Origin of the sequence: Candidatus Uabimicrobium amorphum (assembly GCF_009002475.1) — a bacterium.
Taxonomy (GTDB): domain Bacteria; phylum Planctomycetota; class Uabimicrobiia; order Uabimicrobiales; family Uabimicrobiaceae; genus Uabimicrobium; species Uabimicrobium amorphum.
Genome location: NZ_AP019860.1, coordinates 383,975 through 404,837, shown reverse-complemented (window position 1 = coordinate 404,837; position 20,863 = coordinate 383,975). Strand labels below are relative to the sequence as shown.

Annotated in this window: 14 protein-coding genes and 1 tRNA gene; 6 read left to right on the top strand and 9 right to left on the bottom strand. The window is 40.3% G+C overall.

Annotated features, from left to right (window positions below; all coding sequences use genetic code 11):
- Nucleotides 1–14 precede the first annotated feature (14 nt).
- Nucleotides 15–611: an RdgB/HAM1 family non-canonical purine NTP pyrophosphatase gene (gene rdgB / locus UABAM_RS01390; protein ID WP_151966198.1), complete on the top strand. Its 597-nt coding sequence runs from the start codon at nucleotides 15–17 to the stop codon at nucleotides 609–611.
- A gap of 47 nt (nucleotides 612–658) precedes the next feature.
- Here the strand turns inward: rdgB and UABAM_RS01385 are convergent, their stop codons facing one another.
- From UABAM_RS01385 to lexA, 4 genes are read right to left on the bottom strand one after another with little or no spacing between them, the layout of a single operon-like run.
- Nucleotides 659–1,108, bottom strand: a complete 450-nt coding sequence (locus tag UABAM_RS01385; protein WP_151966197.1) for a GNAT family N-acetyltransferase — start codon at nucleotides 1,106–1,108, stop codon at nucleotides 659–661.
- 11 nt (nucleotides 1,109–1,119) lie between these two features.
- Entirely contained in the window at nucleotides 1,120–2,061 is a 942-nt protein-coding gene (locus tag UABAM_RS01380) for an NAD(P)-dependent oxidoreductase (RefSeq protein ID WP_229759346.1), read from the bottom strand.
- Nucleotides 2,062–2,082: 21 nt separating this feature from the next.
- Nucleotides 2,083–2,331, bottom strand: coding sequence for a BolA family protein (locus UABAM_RS01375; RefSeq protein WP_151966195.1), 249 nt, complete (start codon nucleotides 2,329–2,331; stop codon nucleotides 2,083–2,085).
- 11 nt (nucleotides 2,332–2,342) lie between these two features.
- Nucleotides 2,343–2,960 carry a transcriptional repressor LexA gene (lexA, locus tag UABAM_RS01370; RefSeq protein WP_151966194.1) on the bottom strand — a complete coding sequence of 206 codons (618 nt, stop codon included), beginning with the start codon at nucleotides 2,958–2,960 and terminating at the stop codon, nucleotides 2,343–2,345.
- A gap of 422 nt (nucleotides 2,961–3,382) precedes the next feature.
- Between lexA and UABAM_RS01365 the strand changes: the two genes are divergently transcribed.
- Entirely contained in the window at nucleotides 3,383–4,957 is a 1,575-nt protein-coding gene (locus tag UABAM_RS01365) for a GNAT family N-acetyltransferase (protein ID WP_151966193.1), read from the top strand.
- Between the two features lie 57 nt (nucleotides 4,958–5,014).
- Here the strand turns inward: UABAM_RS01365 and UABAM_RS01360 are convergent, their stop codons facing one another.
- Nucleotides 5,015–5,851 carry an ion transporter gene (locus tag UABAM_RS01360; RefSeq protein ID WP_151966192.1) on the bottom strand — a complete coding sequence of 279 codons (837 nt, stop codon included), beginning with the start codon at nucleotides 5,849–5,851 and terminating at the stop codon, nucleotides 5,015–5,017.
- A 174-nt stretch (nucleotides 5,852–6,025) separates the two neighbouring features.
- On the opposite strand from UABAM_RS01360, the gene UABAM_RS01355 reads away from it, so the two are divergent.
- The 3 genes from UABAM_RS01355 to UABAM_RS01345 all read left to right on the top strand — a co-directional run bounded on the left by UABAM_RS01355 (nucleotide 6,026) and on the right by UABAM_RS01345 (nucleotide 13,252).
- Nucleotides 6,026–9,691, top strand: a complete 3,666-nt coding sequence (locus UABAM_RS01355; protein WP_151966191.1) for a hypothetical protein — start codon at nucleotides 6,026–6,028, stop codon at nucleotides 9,689–9,691.
- An 11-nt stretch (nucleotides 9,692–9,702) separates the two neighbouring features.
- Complete coding sequence (locus UABAM_RS01350; RefSeq protein ID WP_151966190.1) at nucleotides 9,703–10,794, top strand: hypothetical protein; 1,092 nt, start codon at nucleotides 9,703–9,705, stop codon at nucleotides 10,792–10,794.
- A 457-nt stretch (nucleotides 10,795–11,251) separates the two neighbouring features.
- Nucleotides 11,252–13,252: a (Fe-S)-binding protein gene (locus UABAM_RS01345; RefSeq protein WP_173013070.1), complete on the top strand. Its 2,001-nt coding sequence runs from the start codon at nucleotides 11,252–11,254 to the stop codon at nucleotides 13,250–13,252.
- 85 nt (nucleotides 13,253–13,337) lie between these two features.
- Here the strand turns inward: UABAM_RS01345 and UABAM_RS01340 are convergent, their stop codons facing one another.
- The 4 genes from UABAM_RS01340 to UABAM_RS01325 all read right to left on the bottom strand — a co-directional run bounded on the left by UABAM_RS01340 (nucleotide 13,338) and on the right by UABAM_RS01325 (nucleotide 20,295).
- Complete coding sequence (locus tag UABAM_RS01340) at nucleotides 13,338–14,654, bottom strand: serine/threonine-protein kinase (RefSeq protein ID WP_151966188.1); 1,317 nt, start codon at nucleotides 14,652–14,654, stop codon at nucleotides 13,338–13,340.
- 205 nt (nucleotides 14,655–14,859) lie between these two features.
- Nucleotides 14,860–17,208, bottom strand: coding sequence for a 3-hydroxyacyl-CoA dehydrogenase/enoyl-CoA hydratase family protein (locus tag UABAM_RS01335; protein ID WP_151966187.1), 2,349 nt, complete (start codon nucleotides 17,206–17,208; stop codon nucleotides 14,860–14,862).
- Complete coding sequence (locus tag UABAM_RS01330; protein WP_151966186.1) at nucleotides 17,205–18,350, bottom strand: thiolase family protein; 1,146 nt, start codon at nucleotides 18,348–18,350, stop codon at nucleotides 17,205–17,207. Before UABAM_RS01330 ends, UABAM_RS01335 begins: the two co-directional genes overlap by 4 nt.
- Before the next feature lie 109 nt (nucleotides 18,351–18,459).
- Entirely contained in the window at nucleotides 18,460–20,295 is a 1,836-nt protein-coding gene (locus UABAM_RS01325; RefSeq protein ID WP_151966185.1) for an acyl-CoA dehydrogenase family protein, read from the bottom strand.
- A 423-nt stretch (nucleotides 20,296–20,718) separates the two neighbouring features.
- Here UABAM_RS01325 and UABAM_RS01320 point away from each other — a divergent pair.
- Nucleotides 20,719–20,792, top strand: a tRNA-His gene (locus tag UABAM_RS01320).
- Nucleotides 20,793–20,863 lie beyond the last annotated feature (71 nt).

The window sequence follows — 20,863 nt, the reverse complement described above, 5'->3', positions numbered from 1 at the left end:
ACAAGAGGTTTTTTATGAAGAAAATATTGCTTGGCAGCAACAACAAAAAAAAATTGCATGAACTAGAAAAGTTATTGGCAAAAAGTGACTATAATATTGTTACGGCAAAAGATTTGGGGATCACTCTTCCCGATGTTGTCGAAGACGGTAGTACATATGAAGAAAACGCGGCGAAAAAGGCACTGGCTTTTAACAAGTTTAGCGGTCTTCCTGCCATTGCCGATGATTCAGGTTTGGAAGTAGATGCTTTAGATGGAGAACCGGGCATATACTCTGGTCGTTGGTCGGGAGAGAACGGTGAGAATCAATCGCGAGAAAATAACAAGAAGTTACTCACACTTTTACAAGGTGTGCCTTTTGAGAAACGTACGGCAAAATTTGTCTGTGTGATTGTATTGGCCGTTGATGGAGAGGTAAAAATTACGACACGTGGTGAATGCCCCGGAGTTATTATTGAAGAACTGCGCGGACAAGGTGGTTTTGGTTATGATCCACTATTTTTTTTACCTAAATACGATAAGACTTTTGCGGAGCTAACCGAGGTGAAAAGCAAAATCAGCCATCGTGCAATAGCTTTAAAGAAGTTTGAGCAAAAATTATCATCGCTATAAATCATTTTTGTATTGGTAGGTAAATACACTACCAATACACAATACATTTACAGAACAAAATCCTCTTCCATGAAGTCGTAGTGACTAAATTCCATCCCCAACTTTTCGTAAGTTTGGCGTGCATTTACATTGTTTTTATCTACATACAAACGTATTCCACAAACATTGTGCTCTTGGCATTTTTCTCTGATATAAGCATACAATCGCGTATACACTCCTTTACGACGGTGTTCTTTTGCGATATATACACTTTGAATCCACCAGAAGGTTCCGTTACGCCAATCACTCCATTCATAGGTGATCATGAGTTGGCCAATTACCTCACCATTTTCTTCGGCAACGATATAAAAACCTTTACTTTCATCGTTTAGAAGCGCCTTGACGCCTTTGGTAACACGTTTCTTGTCCAGTTTTTTGTTCTCTGTTTCCAGTGCCATCGCACAATTACCAAAAACAATGGCTTCACAATCTTGGGGTTGCGCTTTGCGAATTTGCATGTTGTTCCCTTTCAATAGCCACGATTTATGTCAATTTTATTGGGCATTTCGTCGCCGTTTGCCGCAACGTTAACAAGCTGTGCTATGTGTTCCATGCGCAAAAACTCTACCTCATCACATCTACCCGCACGGTGCGGACTCATAACGATGTTCTCTAGTTCGCGAAACGGAAGATTACTCGGAGAAAAGTTTTGCGCTGTTACCTCTTTAGGATAGTTATACCATACATCGAGACCGGCGCATAATTTATTATCCGATAAAGCATCAAACAACGCTTTTTCGTTAATAATAGCTGCACGACCAATGTTGACAATAACCGTCTGCGTTGGTAACAAATTTAGACGTTTTTTGCATAGCAGGTTTGTTGTCTTTTGTGTCTGAGGCAAACAAACCATCACCACATTTGCTTGAGGTAGTGCTTCGTCGAGCATATCAATATTGCGTACCTTGATGTCTCCGTCTTCAGGATAAGAATTCCTACGTAGAGCAGTTACTTGCATGCCTAACGCATGGCAAACATTTGCAACGCGTTTGCCTATAGCACCGTACCCCAAAATCAATGCATTCTTGCCGCTAAGAAGAGGAGAAGAGATCATACGCCCTTGCCAATCATGATTGCGAAACTGGCGGTCAATGGGAACTATTTTTTTTGTTGCGGCCAGCATCAGTGCAATCGCCATTTCAGCAGTGATTGCGGCATTGTGGTGAATATTGTGCAGTGCTATGTGAGGAAAATTATGAAGAAGGGAACTTGTTTCTTTGGGGATTCCAGCAAAAGGAATAACGAGGGAGTGAAGATTTTGGCTATTTTTTAATATGGAAGAAGAGGGGCGACCACCAATTAGTATTGTGTAATCAGTGGCCTTCGGTTCCAAACCAAACGTAATGTCGACATTTTCTTGCAGAATTTTCATTAAATGTTGGTGATACACTGGTTCGGGTTTGTACAACATATGTACACGTAGGCTCATAAATTAATTACTCGCATCTATTGCCAGTGCGTGAATTTTATCTGGCATATCATCATCAAAAACTTTATAAATCATGCGGTGCTTTTCTATTCTGCTTTTGTTGGCAAATGCTTCTGCAACAATACGCACCTTGTAATGACCGCCTTTTCCCGCACCTTTATGTCCCACATGCTTGTAACTTTCATCTATCACTTCTAGTTGCGAAGGAGAAAAAGCTTCCTGTAGCTGTTTTTTCATATACTCTACATACATTTTTTTACTCTTTAATACTTACGGTATAGACCGACAACAATACCCTGAACTTTAACCTCGTGTGGTTTTACATAAAAAGATTCCATTGTCTCATTTGCCGGACGCAGTTCAATGCGGCTTTTTTGACGGTACATGCGTTTCACCGTTGCGCTATTATCGACAAGGGCTACCACCATTTCGCCATTTTCTGCATTTTGCTGACGACGTACAACAATATAATCTCCCTCGAAAATACCATCCTCAATCATCGAATTTCCTTCGACAGTAAGTGCATAAAAACTTCCATTACGCACCATTTCTTTGGGGACAGGTATGCGTTCTTCCGAGCTTACAATTGCTTCGATAGGTCTTCCTGCGGCAATTTTACCTAAAAGAGGCACAGATACCGATTCTTTGGGAATCATGAAGTTTTCAACAAAACGATGGTCTACTTCAATGGCACGACGTGCGTTCCATTCTTTTTTCAAAACACCTTTTGCCTCTAACTTTTTCAGATAATCCTGAACGGTTCCCAAGGATTTCCAACCAAAATGATCAGCAATTTCTCTTTGACTCGGCGCATAGCCATTTTCTGCTGTAAAATTACAGACAAACGTCAAGAGTGCCTTTTGTTTCGGAGTGATCCTCATTTTTTTTTCCTTTGTTAGTGTAACTAAGTAGTATATACATTAATAATAATATCCGTAAGTTACCGTGATATCAAGGTAAAATTCAACTTTCCCACAAAAAATTACTATTTTTCTACTATTATCTGACGATTTTTTTGCTGTTTGGTATTTTTTTTGCTAAATACTTAATAATCGTTAAAAGTGTTAATCTTTTAAAAAATAGCTCGTTCTGTGTTGGTGACCATTGAAAATTGCTTCTGTGGAACTAGAAACTTCATTAGAATGTCATCCCTTGCTTGACAAGGGATCCAGGCGTTTGCAAGTTAATCTTTCATTTGTGGATTCCTGCTTCCGCAGGAATGACACTTTGAGATAGTTCCGTTCCAATAAAACTGAAGTTAGCTTCAGTGGACGGTCATCCTAGAACTAGAAAAGAGGGGGAAATGTACGAGGTTCGTAAAGCACAGGATAGTGATGTGGTGGGCATAAAAGAGTTATTTATTTGTACATATGGTGAAAAATATCCCTATCATCAGTTTTTTGATTTGTGGTCATTAAAAAAAATGTGTTTTGATGATGACTACGCCTTTATTGTCTGTGTAGAAAAAGAAACGCAGCGCGTTGTGGGATCGGCTTCTGTTGTTATGAACATCGGTGCTTATGCCGACTTAGTGGGAGAGTTTGGTCGTTTAATTGTGCATCCCGATGCCAGGAAACAAGGTTTGGCGCAACTTCTAATGGAAGGACGATTACAAGCGATTAAAGATCGTTTACATGTTGCCATTGTCGATGCGCGAACAGCACACCCTTATTCACAAAAAGTGGCAGAAAAAAACAACTTTCGTGTTGTGGGCTTTTTACCGCAATATTTGAGTATTCTCGATCAGCACGAATCTGTCTCCTTGTTGGTCCAATATTTTGGAAATGCACTTTCTCTACGCAAACACAATCCGTGTATTGTTCCAGAAGTATACCATATTGCCGCCACAGCAATGCGCAATGTTGGTATCGATTTTGACGCAGTCATTGACGAAAAAACCCAGGCGTATCCTTACAAAGACACCTACACCACCGAAGAGTTAACAACCACAGGTTATAGTCATCTACTACGCATACAGCGTGGTCGCCTAAAAAATCGCGAAGTATTTGGTTCGATGCGTTTACATTACGGTTTTTTTAAACTAAATGCAAAAAATGCGCACTACATTATCGCCAAAGAAAATGGAAATATTGTGGGAGCTATTGGTTATAGCGTCGATGATATCGGTAAGGCCGCAAAAGTATTTGAGCTAATTAGCATCGACGACCAATGTATTTATTTTTTAATACAACAAATGCAAAAGAAGTGCAAAGAAATTGGCATGCGACACATAGAAATAGACGTAAGTGGCTATTCACCGCGCATACAAAGAACTTTACTTGAACTACAATTCTTACCTGCTGGTTATATACCTGCGTTTGCTTTTCACGACGTAGAAAGATACGATGTGATAAAAATGATCAACATACTGGACTCTTTTGAACAGAACCCTTATTGTACAACAGAAAAAGGCCAAGAAATGGCCGATATTGTTTTTAAAGAATTCATTAAGCAGAACTCATACAACAAAATTCACGACTGTATGAAACAGGTAAAACTTTTTGAAAGCTTAAACTCGGAACAGTTGCAAAGAATATCCTTGATCTCTTCTATACGGTTTTTTGAAGATCAACAAACTATTTTTAACCAAGGAGACACCTCCCAAGAGTTATACATCATTGTTCAGGGAGAAGTAGAAATATCGCAAAATGACAAAAAAATTGCGACAGTGCACAACTGTGAGTGTTTAGGAGAGATGTCTCTTGTTGATTCCACTTCGCACTCTGCCGCAGCAACCGCAAAACAGCAAGTGAAAACATTGGTAATTTTACATCAGGATATCAAAGAATTAATGCGCGTACGCTCTGATATTGCGGCACTGCTATACAAAAATCTCGCACGCAGTTTATCGGCAAAATTGCGACGTAACAACCTATAATTTTACGGCACGTTGTTGAGAAATTTACATGGATAAATGTGATTCTCAACAACGTAACTATGTCGTTTCTGTCTCGTCATTTGCGGCAACTTTGGGAAATTCGTGAACATCTTTTCCGCAGTGTGGGCAAAGATGTTTTTCCGTAGGAGCTTCATCTTCGACACATTCGACAAAACCTGCACCGAGAATCCCCACGGGAAGAGCAAAGACACATATTCCTAAGAAACCTATCATTCCACCAATAATTCTTCCCCAAACAGTCACCGGAAACATATCTCCATAGCCGATCGTAGTAATGGTAATAATTGCCCACCACAAGGCGGCAGGAACGCTAGAGAACGCGGGATTTTTCTCATGTTCGACCATATACATGAGATTCGCAGCCAAAACAGTGACAATGATCACGATGGCAAAACTAATAAGTAAATGTTCGCGTTTGTTGTATAGCACTTGCCCCAACATCTGAAAAGCTTCGGCGAGTTTTCCCACACGAAAAATGCGGAATAGACGGAATAAACGCAGTATGCGAATAAAGCGCAGGTCGACTAATCCTTCTAGTAAAATTTCGAGATAGAAAGGTAAAATGGCTAATAAATCGACCACTGCCATGGGAGCCTGCATTTGGCGCAAACGTCCTTGTATCGCCCCCTGGTATTTAGGATGTGATGTACAAGACCAGATGCGCAGCAAATATTCCACAGTAAAAATAATTACCGACACCATCTCGAAGTTATAAAAAAATGCGCTATGATGTTTATTTAGAGATGGTACTGTTTCGAGTATCCCGACAAAAACGTTCACAGCAATCAATAACAAAATGCTAATGGAGATAGTGTTTCCAACAATATCCCCCTTCGGAGGGTCCGATAATATCTCATATATACGTTTCTTCATCTATTTTTCCTTGAAAAAAAACAATCGTTTTTCGTTTGGGTACAGTATAATATATGTAGGCTATGTACATTAAGTTAAAAACTACACAAATAAAAAAATTTACTCCATTTCCAAGTAAAATGCAATTGTCTATAACCAGGAAACGACGTAACTAGGCCATTTGAGGTGAAAAATATGGAATTTTTACAAGACTCTCTATCAAAAGTGAAAAAAAATCCTACAGATTTTATTGCGGTTTTAGGGGCCAAAGGTAGTGGTAAAACGCTTCTGACAACAGCCATTATCTCAAGTATTATCGACGGCCTCGTTCCCGATATGACCGGTACTGTTTCCGAAGGAACGCATGAATTTCTCAATCGTCACCTCATTCCCATTCGCCAGAAAAAACAATGGCCTGAACCAACGCGTGGTTGGCATGACCTTAATCTGTCACTTCGTTGGGAAACTCCCAAAAAAATACGCGATTACAAAATCCAATTCCAAGATATACAAGGAAGTGATTTCGAAACAGGTGACTCCGAATTAGTTCAACGTATGTATGATGCCAGGGCGTACTTTTTCGTCGTATCACCTAAACACTTACTTACGGAAAATGAATTGCGCCATGCTGCGGGAGACAATGCCTATTTAGAATCCATTATTCCGGAAGAAGGACGCTTTGCACGACAGATGAACTGGAACTATTCGCAAATGTTAGAAAAAATTATCACCAGTCATCACATCGAGGGACACGATGGCAAAATCAGTCGCCCTATTTCTGTTATTTTCACTAGAAAAGACGACTACCCCAACTTGGAAATTGAAACACTAAAACATAAGTTTCAGGGAACGTTTAAGTGGTTTCAAGCTCATGCGCGTTATGTGGAGTATTTTTTTGTATCGTCTGTAGGAAAAACCGTAGCTCCTGATCCGGAACAAGATGCAAAAACCAAACAAATTTTTATTCACCAATATGGCGAAGACTACAACATTGATTTGCCGGCGAAAAAAAGTCCTCCGGCGGAGATTTCACCAGAAGGAGTGATAGATCCGATCACTTTCGTATTGCAAGCTTTTGCTTTTGAAAGTACACGCGTATTGCGTCAAAGAATACAAATTTCATCCATCGCCGCAGGTGCTGTTTTGGCACTTTTCGTGATTTGGTCAGCAGTTAGTTGGCTGTACAATTACAATTTATCGATGCAAATGCGTAGTGAAAGTGCAAAAATTCTAAACAACTTTATTCGCGAAAACGAAACCCAAGAAAAAGAAATCTATCAAAAAATAGGCAACTACGTCGATACATATGGAAGCGATCACAAGGAAGGAAAAGAATTCCTCGCCAAGCAAACGCGGATACGCAGCAAAGTCCAAGCCGAGTGGTTAGATGAAGTTTCACAACAAGCACGTGAAAATGACCAGGACGACAAAAGTGTTCGCGATTACCAAGAAGCGTGTCGTTCCATCGAAGAGTATCTGCGCTCTGGTTTTCCCGAAGGAAAAAAATATTTACACGATATGCTGGAAAGACTAGAAAAACGTATTGTTCTGGCCAAAACATTGGAAAATTACCAGCAAAGCTATTTGCATGCTGATTACCGCCATGCACTTTCGATATTGGACGAATATCTCAAAAGGCATAGTTTCCAACGCTCGCGCTTGATGGAGAAACGCAAAAAATTGCAAAGAGTGTATAGTGCTTTTCTCTACAAACAGGCTCTGGAGCAAGGCAAAATTTATAATACACGTGCAAAGCTAGAGGATAAAATCATTGCCCTAGAGTCTTTTCTTAAAAAAGAACGCATGAATTTTATCAGTGAAGATTTGCAAAAGTTAGAGAGCGAAATATGGGAATTGCGTGCACAACAGGCTCATAGAGAAAGTAAAGAGGCTTTTGACAAACGCGACTACAAAAACGCACAACGTATCCTCAAAAATTTTGAGCGTTTGGAAGGAATACCAGAAAATATTCGCAAAAACATTCGCCAGGAACTACAACAGTTATACGCACAAGAATACCAGCAAGAATTAAATCTCGCTTTGCAGTTTCAGGGGAAAGAATGCTTGGATGCCTTGGCAAATTTTCAAGATAAGTACATTCACCATAGCGCTTTTGACAAAAACTCTCTACTAAATAAGGTGTGTCTGGCACTCGCTGAAGTAGCCAAAGAAGTACAGCAAAATGGAAGTTGGGAGCAGGGCATTGCCTCTTTTAATCATGAAGAGCAGCGTTTTCCTAACGTGATCAACGAAACAGCATTTTGGAAGTTATTTTTACCTGTGATCCAAGGACGCATTTTCAAACTAGCAGAGTTGAAAAACTACGAATCGGCGTGGTCACTTTTAAAAATATATGACATAAAACTTTCCGGGCAAATTCGTCTAAAAAAATATGCACTGGAGCTACAAGAATGGTCGCAAAAGTTAGCGCAACGAGAGTTGGAAGATAAGTGGAAAAGTATACTTATTGAAGAGAACGACGTCAAGGCAATTCGCGATTTAGAAAGGTTCCGTCGTTATAGCAACCAACCAACGACAATGAGTATTTATCGCAGTGAGTACAAAGAGAAAGTGGATGAAAAACGTTTCCAGCTTTGCATTCAACAATATGAGGTAGCTGTTGCCAAGAAGGATTTTGCACAGGGACGCTTGATATTAGAGCAGTATGAAGGATGGGGAGCAGAAAAATACGCAACGCGAATTTTCGATATGAAGGAAAATATCGACAAACAGGAAATTATGGTTTTTTGGAACTCTGCTCTAACAAAGATAGAAGACGATTTTCTAACAACAACACAAAAACTAGAGGCTCTGCAAGAATTTCAACGCCTACATCGTGAACGTCCTGGATACAAAAATGTAGAGGAAGACGTCGAGGTATTGGCAAAAAGCATGACCGATAATCTAAAGGATGAACATAAGAATCAAGTTACGGCACAAATTGAACGAGCTTTTGAGGACGAAACAGCATTGCCCAAGGCACAAGAGGCCTATGAGAAGTATCAAAAAGAATATCCTGGAGATAACGCGCTGACAAATTTTCAGGCGCAAATACACGAGGCGAAAATAAGTTGGTCAAGACGTCACCTACAAGATTGCGAAGATATGTTCGATCCACAAAAGAAACACGAAGCATTTGAACAATATCTACGCAAATACTCTACAAATCGTTATTTATACAGGGAATTACTCCATAAAGCAGAAAAAGGTAAGAAAGCCGCGGCTCTTGAGTGGGACCGCCGCGAATTCCAGAAAGCAGACTCCGCATGGAGAAGTTTTCAGTACCGCGCGGATGAATTCTCCGCAGCAGAAGGCCGAAAACGCATAGAAGAAATCAGTCGTTTGTACACGGAGTACAGCAAACACTGGGGCCCTGAAAAACAGTTTATCGAAGAATCAAAAGAACAAATACTTTTTTTACGGCAATTACTCAATGGAGCACGTTATACTTTAAAGTTACAAAGCGGAAAATTTGCCAAAAATTACTGGGTATATAATCCAAGTGTGAAAGTATCCATTAAAGTTGGTAGTGTAACGTATCCCTTTACCGTCTATAAAGACAAACAAAAAGTCACGTGGGATGAAACAAAGGAAATATACTGGAAAGCCTACGAAACTGTGAGTTTAGAGATTGTAGACAACGACAAGAAAAGTAAAAATGTTTTACTCACCCACAAGGAAGTGGGGTGTTTTAGTTTGATTAAATTCTGCACTGTTGAAGATCGCCAAGAGAAAAAAATGGTTCCGCAAAGAACTATAAGCAACAAAAACAATTCCATTAATTTTGAATTAGTGAGTAGCAACGTAGCGACTATCAATCAATGGTACAGCATTAAAGGAAAGGCTTCAGGAGACAAATAAAGGAGTAGTATATGACGCCTCTACATCTAATTTGTTTCTATACATCAGGGATAAAGCCTCTGGAAAGTACTTTACCAAATCACGATGACTGGGGGCTCAAGTACATTCGCGAAAAAAACAACGTTCCCATAATACGTTGGCAACAAAAATGCGAAAATCTCTATATAGAAGCAAAAAAATTTCTCAAAGACGAAAACGAAGGTGTTTTTACACGTCATTGGGAAGAAAATGATAAAAAATATACAGCAATTGCCGTCGCTGCCATCGAGAAAGGTTCTATGCGCCGCAACGTACTCATCGCGATTTTTGAAACAGTGGAAGATTTCGCTCCACAAAAAATTGCACAATTGTGTTTTGAAGGGAAATTACTACCCGCAGGTTTAAAAGAAATCAAAAAAAATCCACAGGTAGAAATTTCTCTCCAAGATACAATAGCAAATTTTCCAGCGATGTCAAAAATTGGGGAACCCATAGAACCGCCCAAAAAGGATCTCAATCGCACCACGACAAGTCACGTTCCGGTACCAAAACCGAGACGCCGCCGCGGTTCATTGCCGTGGGTAATGACATTCGTGATGGCGATTATTGCGATAATACCATACTTAAAAGATGTCGAGACCAATCCGATGTCGACAAGTATGACTTCGGCAATTCAACCAAGATTTTCTAAGCATCTAGATCGTACCGCTGACTTAGAGAATGAGAACATTGAGTTGCGACAAAAGCTAGACAGAGTGAACGCCAAGCTCCGTGAAAAGATGTATGAATTAGAAGAAAAAGACACGATCGCCACGGAGATCGGTGGCTGGGAATCTCTACGCGTGTTAATCAATATATGCAAAAAATACCGCATAGACCGCGCCGAAAAACTGCAACTGGTTTTGGAAAAATTTAAACGCGAAGCAGAACAACTAAAACGTGCCAAAATTGCCGCAGAAAATAGTAGTAACCAACAAAAGGAAAAGATGAAGTACATCAACTTCAACTTGCAAAAACTCCAAGAACTCATTGAGCAAGAACTTGCCCAGAGTGATAACAAAAACTGGAGACTCACCCTAAAACACTGCAAAAAAGAAATACAAGATCTACTAGAAGACGACTAACGATTCGATCACAATCTTCATCCTGAGACTTCCGGATAAAGATTGTGATGGGATCTCTGAAACCTTCCTTAAAATTGCCAAACATTTGTCTTAGATTTTCTTCTTTTTATTGGTGCCCTCACCATCGAATCAGCAGTTTCAGCAAAGCTGAAAGCAACAAGACGATGGTGAGGGCACCAATCGGAAAACGAAACACTAGTCTTAAATCAATACGAATCGCCAAATACCAATATCATGCCCAAAATCCATCTCTAAGATTGTCGCGCAAATCTTGATATTTCAAAACGAATATAATATAATTATGTGTCTAACGTGCTGCTGTAGAAACTCAATAGTATAGAAACAAAAATTTTCCACATATTGATGTGTAGCACGCTTTTAACTCAAGTGACGGCTGTTTGTTTTTCATCTTGAAGATATGCCGCCACAAATATTTAGAACTAGACACGGAGATACTATGACTATAAAAGCAACTATCGTTATTTTGTTAACGTTGGTAGCTATGGGGTTTTTAGCGCGTACGGTTTACATTTTGTACTCCCTGTTAAAAAAAGCCCAACCTACTGAAAATTTTCCTCCTATATCGCAGAGCATTAAAGACTTTTTTGTGATGGTTCTGGCCCAGACTAAGGTACTTCGTTGGCATTACTCTGGAGTACTTCATGTTTTGATCTTCTGGGGTTTTCTTGTATTGGGAACGACAGTAATCGAGATGTACGGTGAAGCCTTTGACCCAGAGTTTGTGATCCCTATCATTGGTGGTAATGAGGTGATGGCTTTTTCACAAAACTTGTTCACCATTCTCGTTCTTGTCGGTGTATTTATGGCCTTTGTGCTGCGTACTTTTGTAAAGCCTAAGCGCTATGAAGGTTCCGATCACGTTGATGCGATGGTTATTTTGGGTTGTATTACCGTTATAGCCGTTACACTACTATTTATGCATGCCCAACGTGCGCAACACGGTATGGAATATGCCCAAGGATTTTTTGTGTCAAAGCACCTCGCGGCGGCGATTCCTGCGGGAATTCTCAATCCCATTGCCGATGTTTCTTATTGGCTGCACTTTGGGGTGATACTGTTTTTCATGAACTGGATTCCTCGCGGAAAGCACTTGCACCTATTGGCCATTATACCCAACATTATGTTGCGTAAGAATCCAAAGAAAGTCGCTCGTGGAAAGTTGCGTAAGCTTGACCTAGACGACGAAGATGCCGAAGTTTTTGGAGCAAATAATTGGACGGAGTTTCCGTGGAAAGATATGCTCGACACATTCGCATGTATGGAATGTGGCCGTTGTGTGGCTGTTTGCCCTGCAAATAGCACCGGTAAGGAACTCAATCCTAAAAAGTTACATACAGGTATTCGTTATTCTGTGCAAGAGAATGCCCAAGAGCTTCTCAAGGAAGGTGCAGAATTTCCGAGTATTGTAGGAGATATATTCAGCGAAGATTTCTTTTGGCAATGTACCACCTGTGGTGCTTGCGTAGAAGAATGCCCAGCGACAAATGAACACATTGACAAAATCATGGATGTTCGCCGCTACATGGTACTCACCGAAGGTACAATGAAGCCAGAGACAGCGCAAGCAATGAAAAGTTTGGAAACACAGTACAATCCATTTACCATGAGCCATCAAAGTCGTTTTGATTGGACAGAAGATAAAAAAATTCCGACGATGAAAAACAATCCTGATGCGGAATATTTGTACTGGGTTGGGTGTTTTGGTTGCTTTGACGATCGCAATAAAAAAGTTACGCAAGACCTGTGCAATGTAATGGACAACGCTGGTGTATCTTACGCCATTCTCCAAGGCGAAGAAAAATGTACGGGAGATCCTGCGCGTCGTGCTGGTAATGAGTACTTATTTGAAATGCTTGCCGAAGAGAACGTGGAAACTCTAAACAAGTATAAAGACAAGAAAATTATTACACAGTGCCCTCACTGCTTTAATACCATCAAAAATGAATATCCAGATTATGGTGGAACATATGAAGTAATTCATCATAGCCAGGTATTAGATCAATTGATCAAAGATGGTAAAATAAAATTGGAAAAAGAAGTCAATAAACGAATGGTATATCACGATTCGTGTTATCTTGGACGACACAACGGAGAATACAAAGCTCCACGCAATGCTCTTAGTAAAGTAAAAGGAGCAAAAATTCTCGAAATGGAACGCAACCACAGCAAGAGTTTCTGTTGTGGCGCTGGTGGATCGAGAATGTTTATGGAAGAGACGGAAGGTAAACGTGTGAATGTAGAGCGCGTTGAGGAGGCCTCACGTACAAATCCAGATGTGATGGTAAGTAACTGTCCATTTTGTTTATCAATGTTCGAAGATGGCATTAAAAGTGCTGGTCTACAGGACAATTTTCAACCTGTGGATTTAGTCGAAGTAATTGCGGAAGCAATGGAATATACCGAAGAACAACAAGAAAAAGCGAAACAAAAGAAGTAAATTTTTTGTTTGTCAAATTGTTTTAAAGCCTTTCCTAAAAACAAGGAGAGGCTTTATATTTTTTGTTTGATACGTTTACACGCCTTTATTCTGCAGATTCTTCCATTTTTTTTACTAATTTTAAACATCCTGCGACCTTGCGTGATAGGCTACTTTTTAGGTATGCAAGATCTTTTTCTTCAAAACTGTACTTTATTGCGTGCTGTGTGCGCCAATCAAAAAACATATGTTCTGGCTGCTGAGAAATCAGCACAACAGGCTTACCAATCGCACGTGCATGTGCCGCTTCAGTTACAACATTACTATTGGGAACATCTTCGTACTTGTCGCCCGAGAAATCAGCAATAATAAACTCGCAATCCTTAATTTCGCGTAAAATCGCGTACCATATATTATCTACGTCTACGATATTATCAACACGCATTGCCTGTACTTTGTTTTCTTCGCATGCCGCCTCTATTTGTTGGTAAACCACATCAAATTTTTCCATAAATGGCATCGCAATAAAAGCTTTCGCAATATATTCTTGTTCCTCAAAACGAATATCATTACTGCGTTCTTGCATGTAATTTTGGAAATCTGCTAAAAGTTCAGAAACACTTTGATAACGCTCTTGTGGATCTGGCTGTAGCATTTTTATAATAATCTGCTCTACTTCTTTTGGAATTTTTGCGTTGTGTGTTGTTGGTTGCGTGGGCTTCTCGGTATCCAAACGATTTAGGTAGGCCATTCCTTGTTCTTCACCTAAAGGATACTTATTTGTCGTCATGTAATAAAAGAGTACGCCAAGTGAGTATATATCAGAACGAGCATCTAGAGGTTTGTTGTTGTATAATTCTGGCGACCAGTAATAAAAAACATCTTCGTCTACGTCTAATTCACTTCCTTGCTCGTATTTCCCTTTATTGATTTCGTCTAGTTCAAATCCCGTTTTACCTATTTTTAGGTTAAGGCCATATGTCAGCAGCTTTACAATATTATTTTCTCCCAATGCGATGGATTTGGGATGTATATTTTGATGGACAACACCTAGACGATGCCCTTTTTCCAGGCCATCCATAAGGGAAAGTAATATTTGAAATATTTCATCTAAGGAAAAATCTCGCTGTTCTTGAAAATACTTGTATAGAGTTTTTCCCTCGATAAGTTCCAAAGCCATATAGTAGTGTGTTTCGTCTTCAACCACCGTGTATAGTTTTGGAATGGCTTCACTTGCTACTGCTGCGAGAGTGTTTGCTAACTCTAACAATTTTTGTGTTTCAAGATCATCACTTTTTTGAACTATCTTCAAACGTACGACTCTATTCGTGAAGTCTTCCACTGATTTGTAAATACCACTGCTTAACTTAGACTCTATAGTATAGCCGCGTATTTTTTTTCCAATAAATGGATCCTGATCCATGATTCACCTTTCTAAATATCATGTAATGTTGATAATAAGCAGAGCTTTAACATAGAATAATACAACATGGATGTGAATTTTGAAAGGTAAAATAGAGCTTGTATGGTACGCGATACGTATCTGGTGCGTTATCGATGAGTTTACGGAGGTGTGATTTACGATATGAACGGTGTTTTACCGTTCATATCGCTTGAAAAAGAATTGTCTAGTTCAACAAAGGTTTCTTAGTTTTTAGCATGTGCGCTATACGTTCTTGGCTCTTTGGTTGTGAACAAAGTTCGACAAACGCTTCGCGCTCTAACTCTAGAAAATAGTCTTCGCTTATTGGGGTGGCGGGATTTGCTCTTTCACCACCTGTTAACACATGGGCCATCTTCGTTGCAATAAAAGCTCCGTGTGGAGGAACCTGGTGAGCACGTAATAGTCCCTTCAAGTTTTCTTCTATCACATAAAAAGCACCGCGTCCAGCTAACAACAAATCTTTTGGTTTCTTTGCCTCAAAGCCATCCACCATTCCAAGTGCCACATCTTTGGCCTTTTTAAGTTGCATGTCTTTGTCTAACACAATCACGTCATCTTTATTCAAAAAGCCTTTGCCAATCGCATCGTGAGCAGAAGAAGAAACCTTACCATAAGCAATGAGTTCTAGTGCCTTCATTGTTGGTACAACTGGTCCAGGTCTTCGCGATGCCATGTTCTCAATAAATTGCTTAATCAAGAGTAAGTTACCAGCACCACCTGGCAAAAGACCAACACCGACTTCGACAAGACCACCGTAGAGCTCTGCGGCCGCTACGCGTTTGTGTCCCGCTAGTGTCACTTCCATTCCGCCACCAAGAGTCATACCGTGAGGGGCAACAACAACTGGTACAGAGGCGTAATGTAAACGCATATTCGCATCTTGAAAAGCCTTACTCATGTCGCGAATGGCATCCCATTTTTTCTCTTTACACAGCTCTAGAAGCAACTGAATATTTGCTCCCGCACAAAAATTGGCTCTCTGGTTCGATACAACAAGACAAGTAAAGCCTTTGGCTTCGATTTCTTCAAAAGCTTGCTCCATCATCGAAACAACGAATTCGTCAATGGGATTCATTGTCGGTACCATACGCGAGTCAATTTCAAGTAAGAGCGCTCCGTCTTCCATGTCAACAAGTCGCGCGCTAACATTTTCGCGTAAGACATTGCCTTTTTCTTTGAGAGCGGCAATCGAAATGACATCTGGATTTGATTTTACCGGAACCATAGCCTTTGTGTTAATGTCAAAAAAGCTGCGACTTGTGCCCGACTTCTGATAAAAACTTCCTGTGGTACTCGCCACTTCTTGTAAGAGAGGGGGAACCGTCATACCTGCCGCACGCATCCATTCCATCGACTTGTCTAAACCAATGGCATCTAGCGCTTCGATAGGGCCTATCTCGCGATTAAATCCCCATTTCATTCCATTGTCGATTGTTGCGACATCGTCAGCAATTTCACCAACTAGATCGACGGCATATGCGGCTGTTGACAAGGTGATTTCGCGACTAAATTTATGAATAGGGCTGTCACCTTTTACCATTTGATAGAGTCGTTCTTCAATCGTTTGGTAACTACGCGCGACTTTGATTTCATCAAGTTTGACCTTCTTCGCTGGTTGGTATTCCCAACTCTTCAGATCCAAAGCAAGTATCTTGCGACCTTCTTTGCGATAAAAACCTTTGCCGCTCTTGAGGCCGAGCATGTTGTCTTCGACCATACGTGTCAAAAGAGGTGGCGCATTGTATAAATCGCGTTCTTTGTCCTCGGGACAGTTGTCGTACAAGTTTTGCGCAACGTGCAAAGTGGTGTCATTTCCCACGAGATCGCACAAACGCAAAGTCGCTGTTTTTGGATTTCCAAGTGGTGGACCAGTAATGGCATCGACAGTTTCAACATCAAAGTTATACTTTTCCATCAATGACAATGTTTTCATTAGACTGTAAACACCAATGCGGTTCGCCACAAAGTTTGGCGTATCGCGGCAAATAATCGTTTTTTTACCTGCTTTGGTGAAAAAGTCTTCTAAAAACGCTAACATTTCCGGATCGGTTGTTGCCGCTGGAATAATCTCCACTAGCGGAAGATAACGCACTGGGTTAAAGTAGTGCGTTCCTGCAAAACATTTCTTCATATTGTCAGAAACACTGGCGATCATTCTATTGACAGATAAACCAGAAGTATTGGTCACAACCATAGAATCGGTTTTGCGGCTTGCATCAATTTGCGCCATCATTTTGTCTTTGAGTTCTTGTATTTCGGGTACAACTTCGACAATCATGTCCGCTTTATTTAAATGCTCTGCCATTTCCGCGTTACCACGCGGGGTAATTCTCTTTCCGAATTTAGGTGTATATAGCAATGGTATTTTTGCCTTCGGGCTAGCTAATTTTCCCAAATTAGCGGCCGCAATATCTACTTCGACGTCGTACATATCGCAAGTAATTCCCTGATTAGCAAAAAAAGCAGCAATACCTCCACCCATCACACCACTTCCGATAACGGCAACGTGATTAATGGTTTTTATTGGACTCATTCACTTCTCCTCTCCAATATGGTTGCTGCTCCTTGTCCACCACCTACACACATTGTCGCCAATGCGTATTTCTTGTCGAGCTTTTCGAGTGCTGTAATCGCGGTACCTATAATTCGCGCTCCTGACATTCCCAGTGGGTGTCCTAGAGCAATCGCACCACCTAAAACATTGATTTTGTCCATTGGCCAATTGCCTTCGCGAATTACATACAACGACTGCGCAGCAAATGCTTCATTTAGTTCAATAACGTCGATGTCATCTAGTTGCATACCCGCACGTTTCAACGCTTTTTCGGTAGCAGGCAAAGGACCCATTCCCATGCGCTCGTGATCACATCCAGCGACTGCCGTCGTTTTGACGTACGCACGTATGTTTAATCCCAATTCCTTTGCCTTGTCTTCGCTCATCAAAATAATGGCGGCGGCTCCTGAAGATACAGGAGATGAAGTTGCGGCAGTTACTGTTCCATCTGCCTGAAAAGCAGGTTTTAGGGATTTTATCTTTTCAACATTGGGTTCTTTCATACACTCGTCACGGTCGAAAGTACTACCATCTGGTAACTCAATGGGAATTACTTCGGAAGAAAAAGCGTTTTCGTTCCATGCTTTTAGCGCTTTTTCGTGGCTATCTATTGCAAATTGTTCTTGATCTTCACGCGAGATATTTAAATCTTTTGCTAGATTTTCGGCGGTGTCCCCCATGCCAATGTAAAAATTGTTGCTATTGAGTTCTTTGTCATAAGAAGGGTTGTATCCGCCCATAGGTACGCGAACCATGTGTTCAATTCCCGCCGCGATTCCAATGTCACCTTTTCCACAAGCAATTGCGTCGGCAACTACCATCAGCGTTTGCTGTGAAGAAGCGCAAAACTGGTTTACAGTAATTCCAGCAACAGAAGAAGGTAAACCCGATTTTATGACCATAGCACGCCCAACGTTTAAACCATTTTCGGCTTCGGGGAATGCGCAACCTACCGCCACCAATTCCACCTGGTCCTTTGGTAGTTTGTCGTTGCGTTCCAACAATTTAGCGATTACTTGGCTACCAATCTCTAGAGAAGTTAATTGATTTAAAGCCCCACCCTTTGCTTTTGAAATAGGGGAGCGACCATAATCAACAATTACAACATTCCTAAGTTCCATAAATTTTCCCTTTAGTCTTTCTTTAAATATTTAGAATTACAATATCATAAATAATTTTCCAAGGCGAACACACGCGTTCGCCTTGCGATTATTTATACCAATGCAAAACTTATAGGTAGTACTGTTCTTTTTCTAAAACAGCCTGGCCAATTACTCTTTTTAGTGGGAATACATTTTCGTTGTACTCGGTATGCGAAAGTAACCATTCAAGATCTTCGCGCGAACGATCCACATCGTAATCGTGAGAAACATCCCAAATAGCACGTCGTGCTAAAGTGCGTATTTGCTCTAAACGATCAATGGTTGTTACTTTGGCAATTGCTTCCTCTACTTCGCCATAATTTCCATGATCTTTTAGGTAATGACATCTTGCGATGACCGAATCTACAACGTAAAGATGAATCAACATGTCGGAAATGTGCTCAATTACCTGCTGCTGATTGGAAATATCTTTACCATAGCGTAAAATAGCCTTTTCCACTAAATATGCAACAGCATATTTGGCGGCATATACGCTTTTCTTTTCCTCTTCAAAAGCAACTTCGCGATACGCATAGTTAAACTGACGCGTACGCAAGGCCTGTTGTACTTCTTCTGTAAACACACGGTAAGGAATACCACCACTGTATATATTACGAACTAGAAAATCGAAGATAACTAAACGGTTGATATCGTTCGTTCCTTCATAGATCATATTGATAATACAGTCACGGAATTCTCTCTCTACGCTATATTCAGAAGTGTAGCCATAGCCTCCGTGCATCTTAACTGCATTTTCACAAATATTGTATTGCGCTTCAGAACCTTCCACCTTGCAAATGGAGGATTCCATTGCAAAAGAACGTACCGCTTGGATTAAGCTTTCCGCGGAAAAGTCTTGAGATTTTTGCTCATTGATTTTTTCATCAATTGGTGCTGCGGTGCGAAAATTTATGGATTCTATGCCAAAAAGACGAACACTCATATCCGCTAATTTTGCCAACTGCATATCAAATTCAGCAAGGGAACGGCCGAACTGTTTGCGTTCCTTGATGTACTTGATTGTAGTATTGATTACGGTACGAGCTCCTCCTTGGACAGCAAATCCAAGAGCCAGGCGTCCAATGTTCAGAATATTGAGGGCGATATTCGCTGCATCACCGAGCTTCCCTAACAAATTCTCTTTTGGCACTTTTACATTGTCAAAAGTCAAAGTTGTTGTGGAAGACCCTTTGATCCCCATTTTCTTTTCTTCGGCTCCTCGCGAAACACCTTCTAAATCTAAATCAACAATAAGAGCGGAATATTTACCTTCAATACGTGTAAATACTACGGCAACATCCGCCCAACCACCATTGGTAATAAATTGCTTACTACCATTCAGAATGTAGTGATCTCCCTCAAGACGAGCTTCCGTTCGTCCACTAAGTGCATCAGAGCCACTACCTGGTTCCGTCAAAGCGTAACATCCCATATACTCACCGCTAGCTAGTTTAGGTAAGTACTTCTTTTTTTGCTCTTCTGTTCCAAACAACAAAATAGGCTTTGTACCTATACCAAGGTGAGCAATACAAGTTACTGAGAAACTGGCGTGAAAACGACATAGATTTTCCGAGACAAACATGTCGGTCATGAGATCCATTCCCAGACCATCATATTCCTCTGGAATAGCTGCGCTAACAAGACCTTGCTCGGCCGCTTCGCGAAAGAGTTTGACAAGGACGGGAGTTCCATCATCATCAACTGGTTTTTTATCTAAGTCATGAGGGCAACTCGCAACTTTGCTTTTACAAAAATCATAAGTTACTTTTCCGATTTCTAGTTGCTCTTCGTTTAACTGTTCTCTGGTGAAAACTGTACCAGGAGGACAAGGAGAAACTAAAAAACCACCGTTGCCAATATTGTGATTTTCGCCATGAGTAATAGCTTGTTCTTCAGAAACTGTTTTATTCTTTGTAGTTTCCATGCATATACTCCTTTTTTGCAAAATATAATTTTATGGTTTATGACGCAGTGTGTCATATTCAGGTATGAATATAGCAAATTTTCGTCAACTTGACAAGAAAATGTTTTTATATGTTCACTACATCACTGTAATTATAGCATAAAATCAACATTTTAGCTATCAAAATTTACATAAAATCAACACTACGAAACGGGAAAAATGTACACTGTATCTCAATAAATTCTATCCTGAGTATGAAACTACAAAGTATACGACGAGAAAAGATGCATAAAAAAGTAATGCTTTGTTTTGACCGTTTACACAATGTTGATTTTATTGTGGATTTAAAAATATCAACACTATAATATAAAAAAAATATAATTTACTTCATTTTTGTCTTGACTTTTGTCGAAAGTGTAGTATTATTTGAGCACTAATTCAAATGCAGCTGTAGCTTAGCTGGTTAAAGCGCCGGATTGTGGTTCCGGAGATCGTAGGTTCGAGTCCTACCAGCTGTACAACTCTCTATCCTTCCATCAGATTACAAAAACAACCATTCAAAACTATCAAAACCTCCTACAAAATACAA

Bases quoted from the DNA above. Each gene is read 5' to 3' on its own strand.
- UABAM_RS01350 (WP_151966190.1), top strand. From the start codon at position 9,703: ATGACGCCTCTACATCTAATTTGTTTCTATACATCAGGGATAAAGCCT.
- UABAM_RS01360 (WP_151966192.1), bottom strand. From the start codon at position 5,851: ATGAAGAAACGTATATATGAGATATTATCGGACCCTCCGAAGGGGGAT.
- UABAM_RS01355 (WP_151966191.1), top strand. From the start codon at position 6,026: ATGGAATTTTTACAAGACTCTCTATCAAAAGTGAAAAAAAATCCTACA.
- UABAM_RS01325 (WP_151966185.1), bottom strand. From the start codon at position 20,295: ATGGAAACTACAAAGAATAAAACAGTTTCTGAAGAACAAGCTATTACT.
- UABAM_RS01365 (WP_151966193.1), top strand. From the start codon at position 3,383: ATGTACGAGGTTCGTAAAGCACAGGATAGTGATGTGGTGGGCATAAAA.
- UABAM_RS01340 (WP_151966188.1), bottom strand. From the start codon at position 14,654: ATGGATCAGGATCCATTTATTGGAAAAAAAATACGCGGCTATACTATA.
- UABAM_RS01335 (WP_151966187.1), bottom strand. From the start codon at position 17,208: ATGAGTCCAATAAAAACCATTAATCACGTTGCCGTTATCGGAAGTGGT.
- UABAM_RS01330 (WP_151966186.1), bottom strand. From the start codon at position 18,350: ATGGAACTTAGGAATGTTGTAATTGTTGATTATGGTCGCTCCCCTATT.
- rdgB (WP_151966198.1), top strand. From the start codon at position 15: ATGAAGAAAATATTGCTTGGCAGCAACAACAAAAAAAAATTGCATGAA.
- UABAM_RS01385 (WP_151966197.1), bottom strand. From the start codon at position 1,108: ATGCAAATTCGCAAAGCGCAACCCCAAGATTGTGAAGCCATTGTTTTT.
- lexA (WP_151966194.1), bottom strand. From the start codon at position 2,960: ATGAGGATCACTCCGAAACAAAAGGCACTCTTGACGTTTGTCTGTAAT.
- UABAM_RS01380 (WP_229759346.1), bottom strand. From the start codon at position 2,061: ATGTTGTACAAACCCGAACCAGTGTATCACCAACATTTAATGAAAATT.
- UABAM_RS01345 (WP_173013070.1), top strand. From the start codon at position 11,252: ATGACTATAAAAGCAACTATCGTTATTTTGTTAACGTTGGTAGCTATG.
- UABAM_RS01375 (WP_151966195.1), bottom strand. From the start codon at position 2,331: ATGTATGTAGAGTATATGAAAAAACAGCTACAGGAAGCTTTTTCTCCT.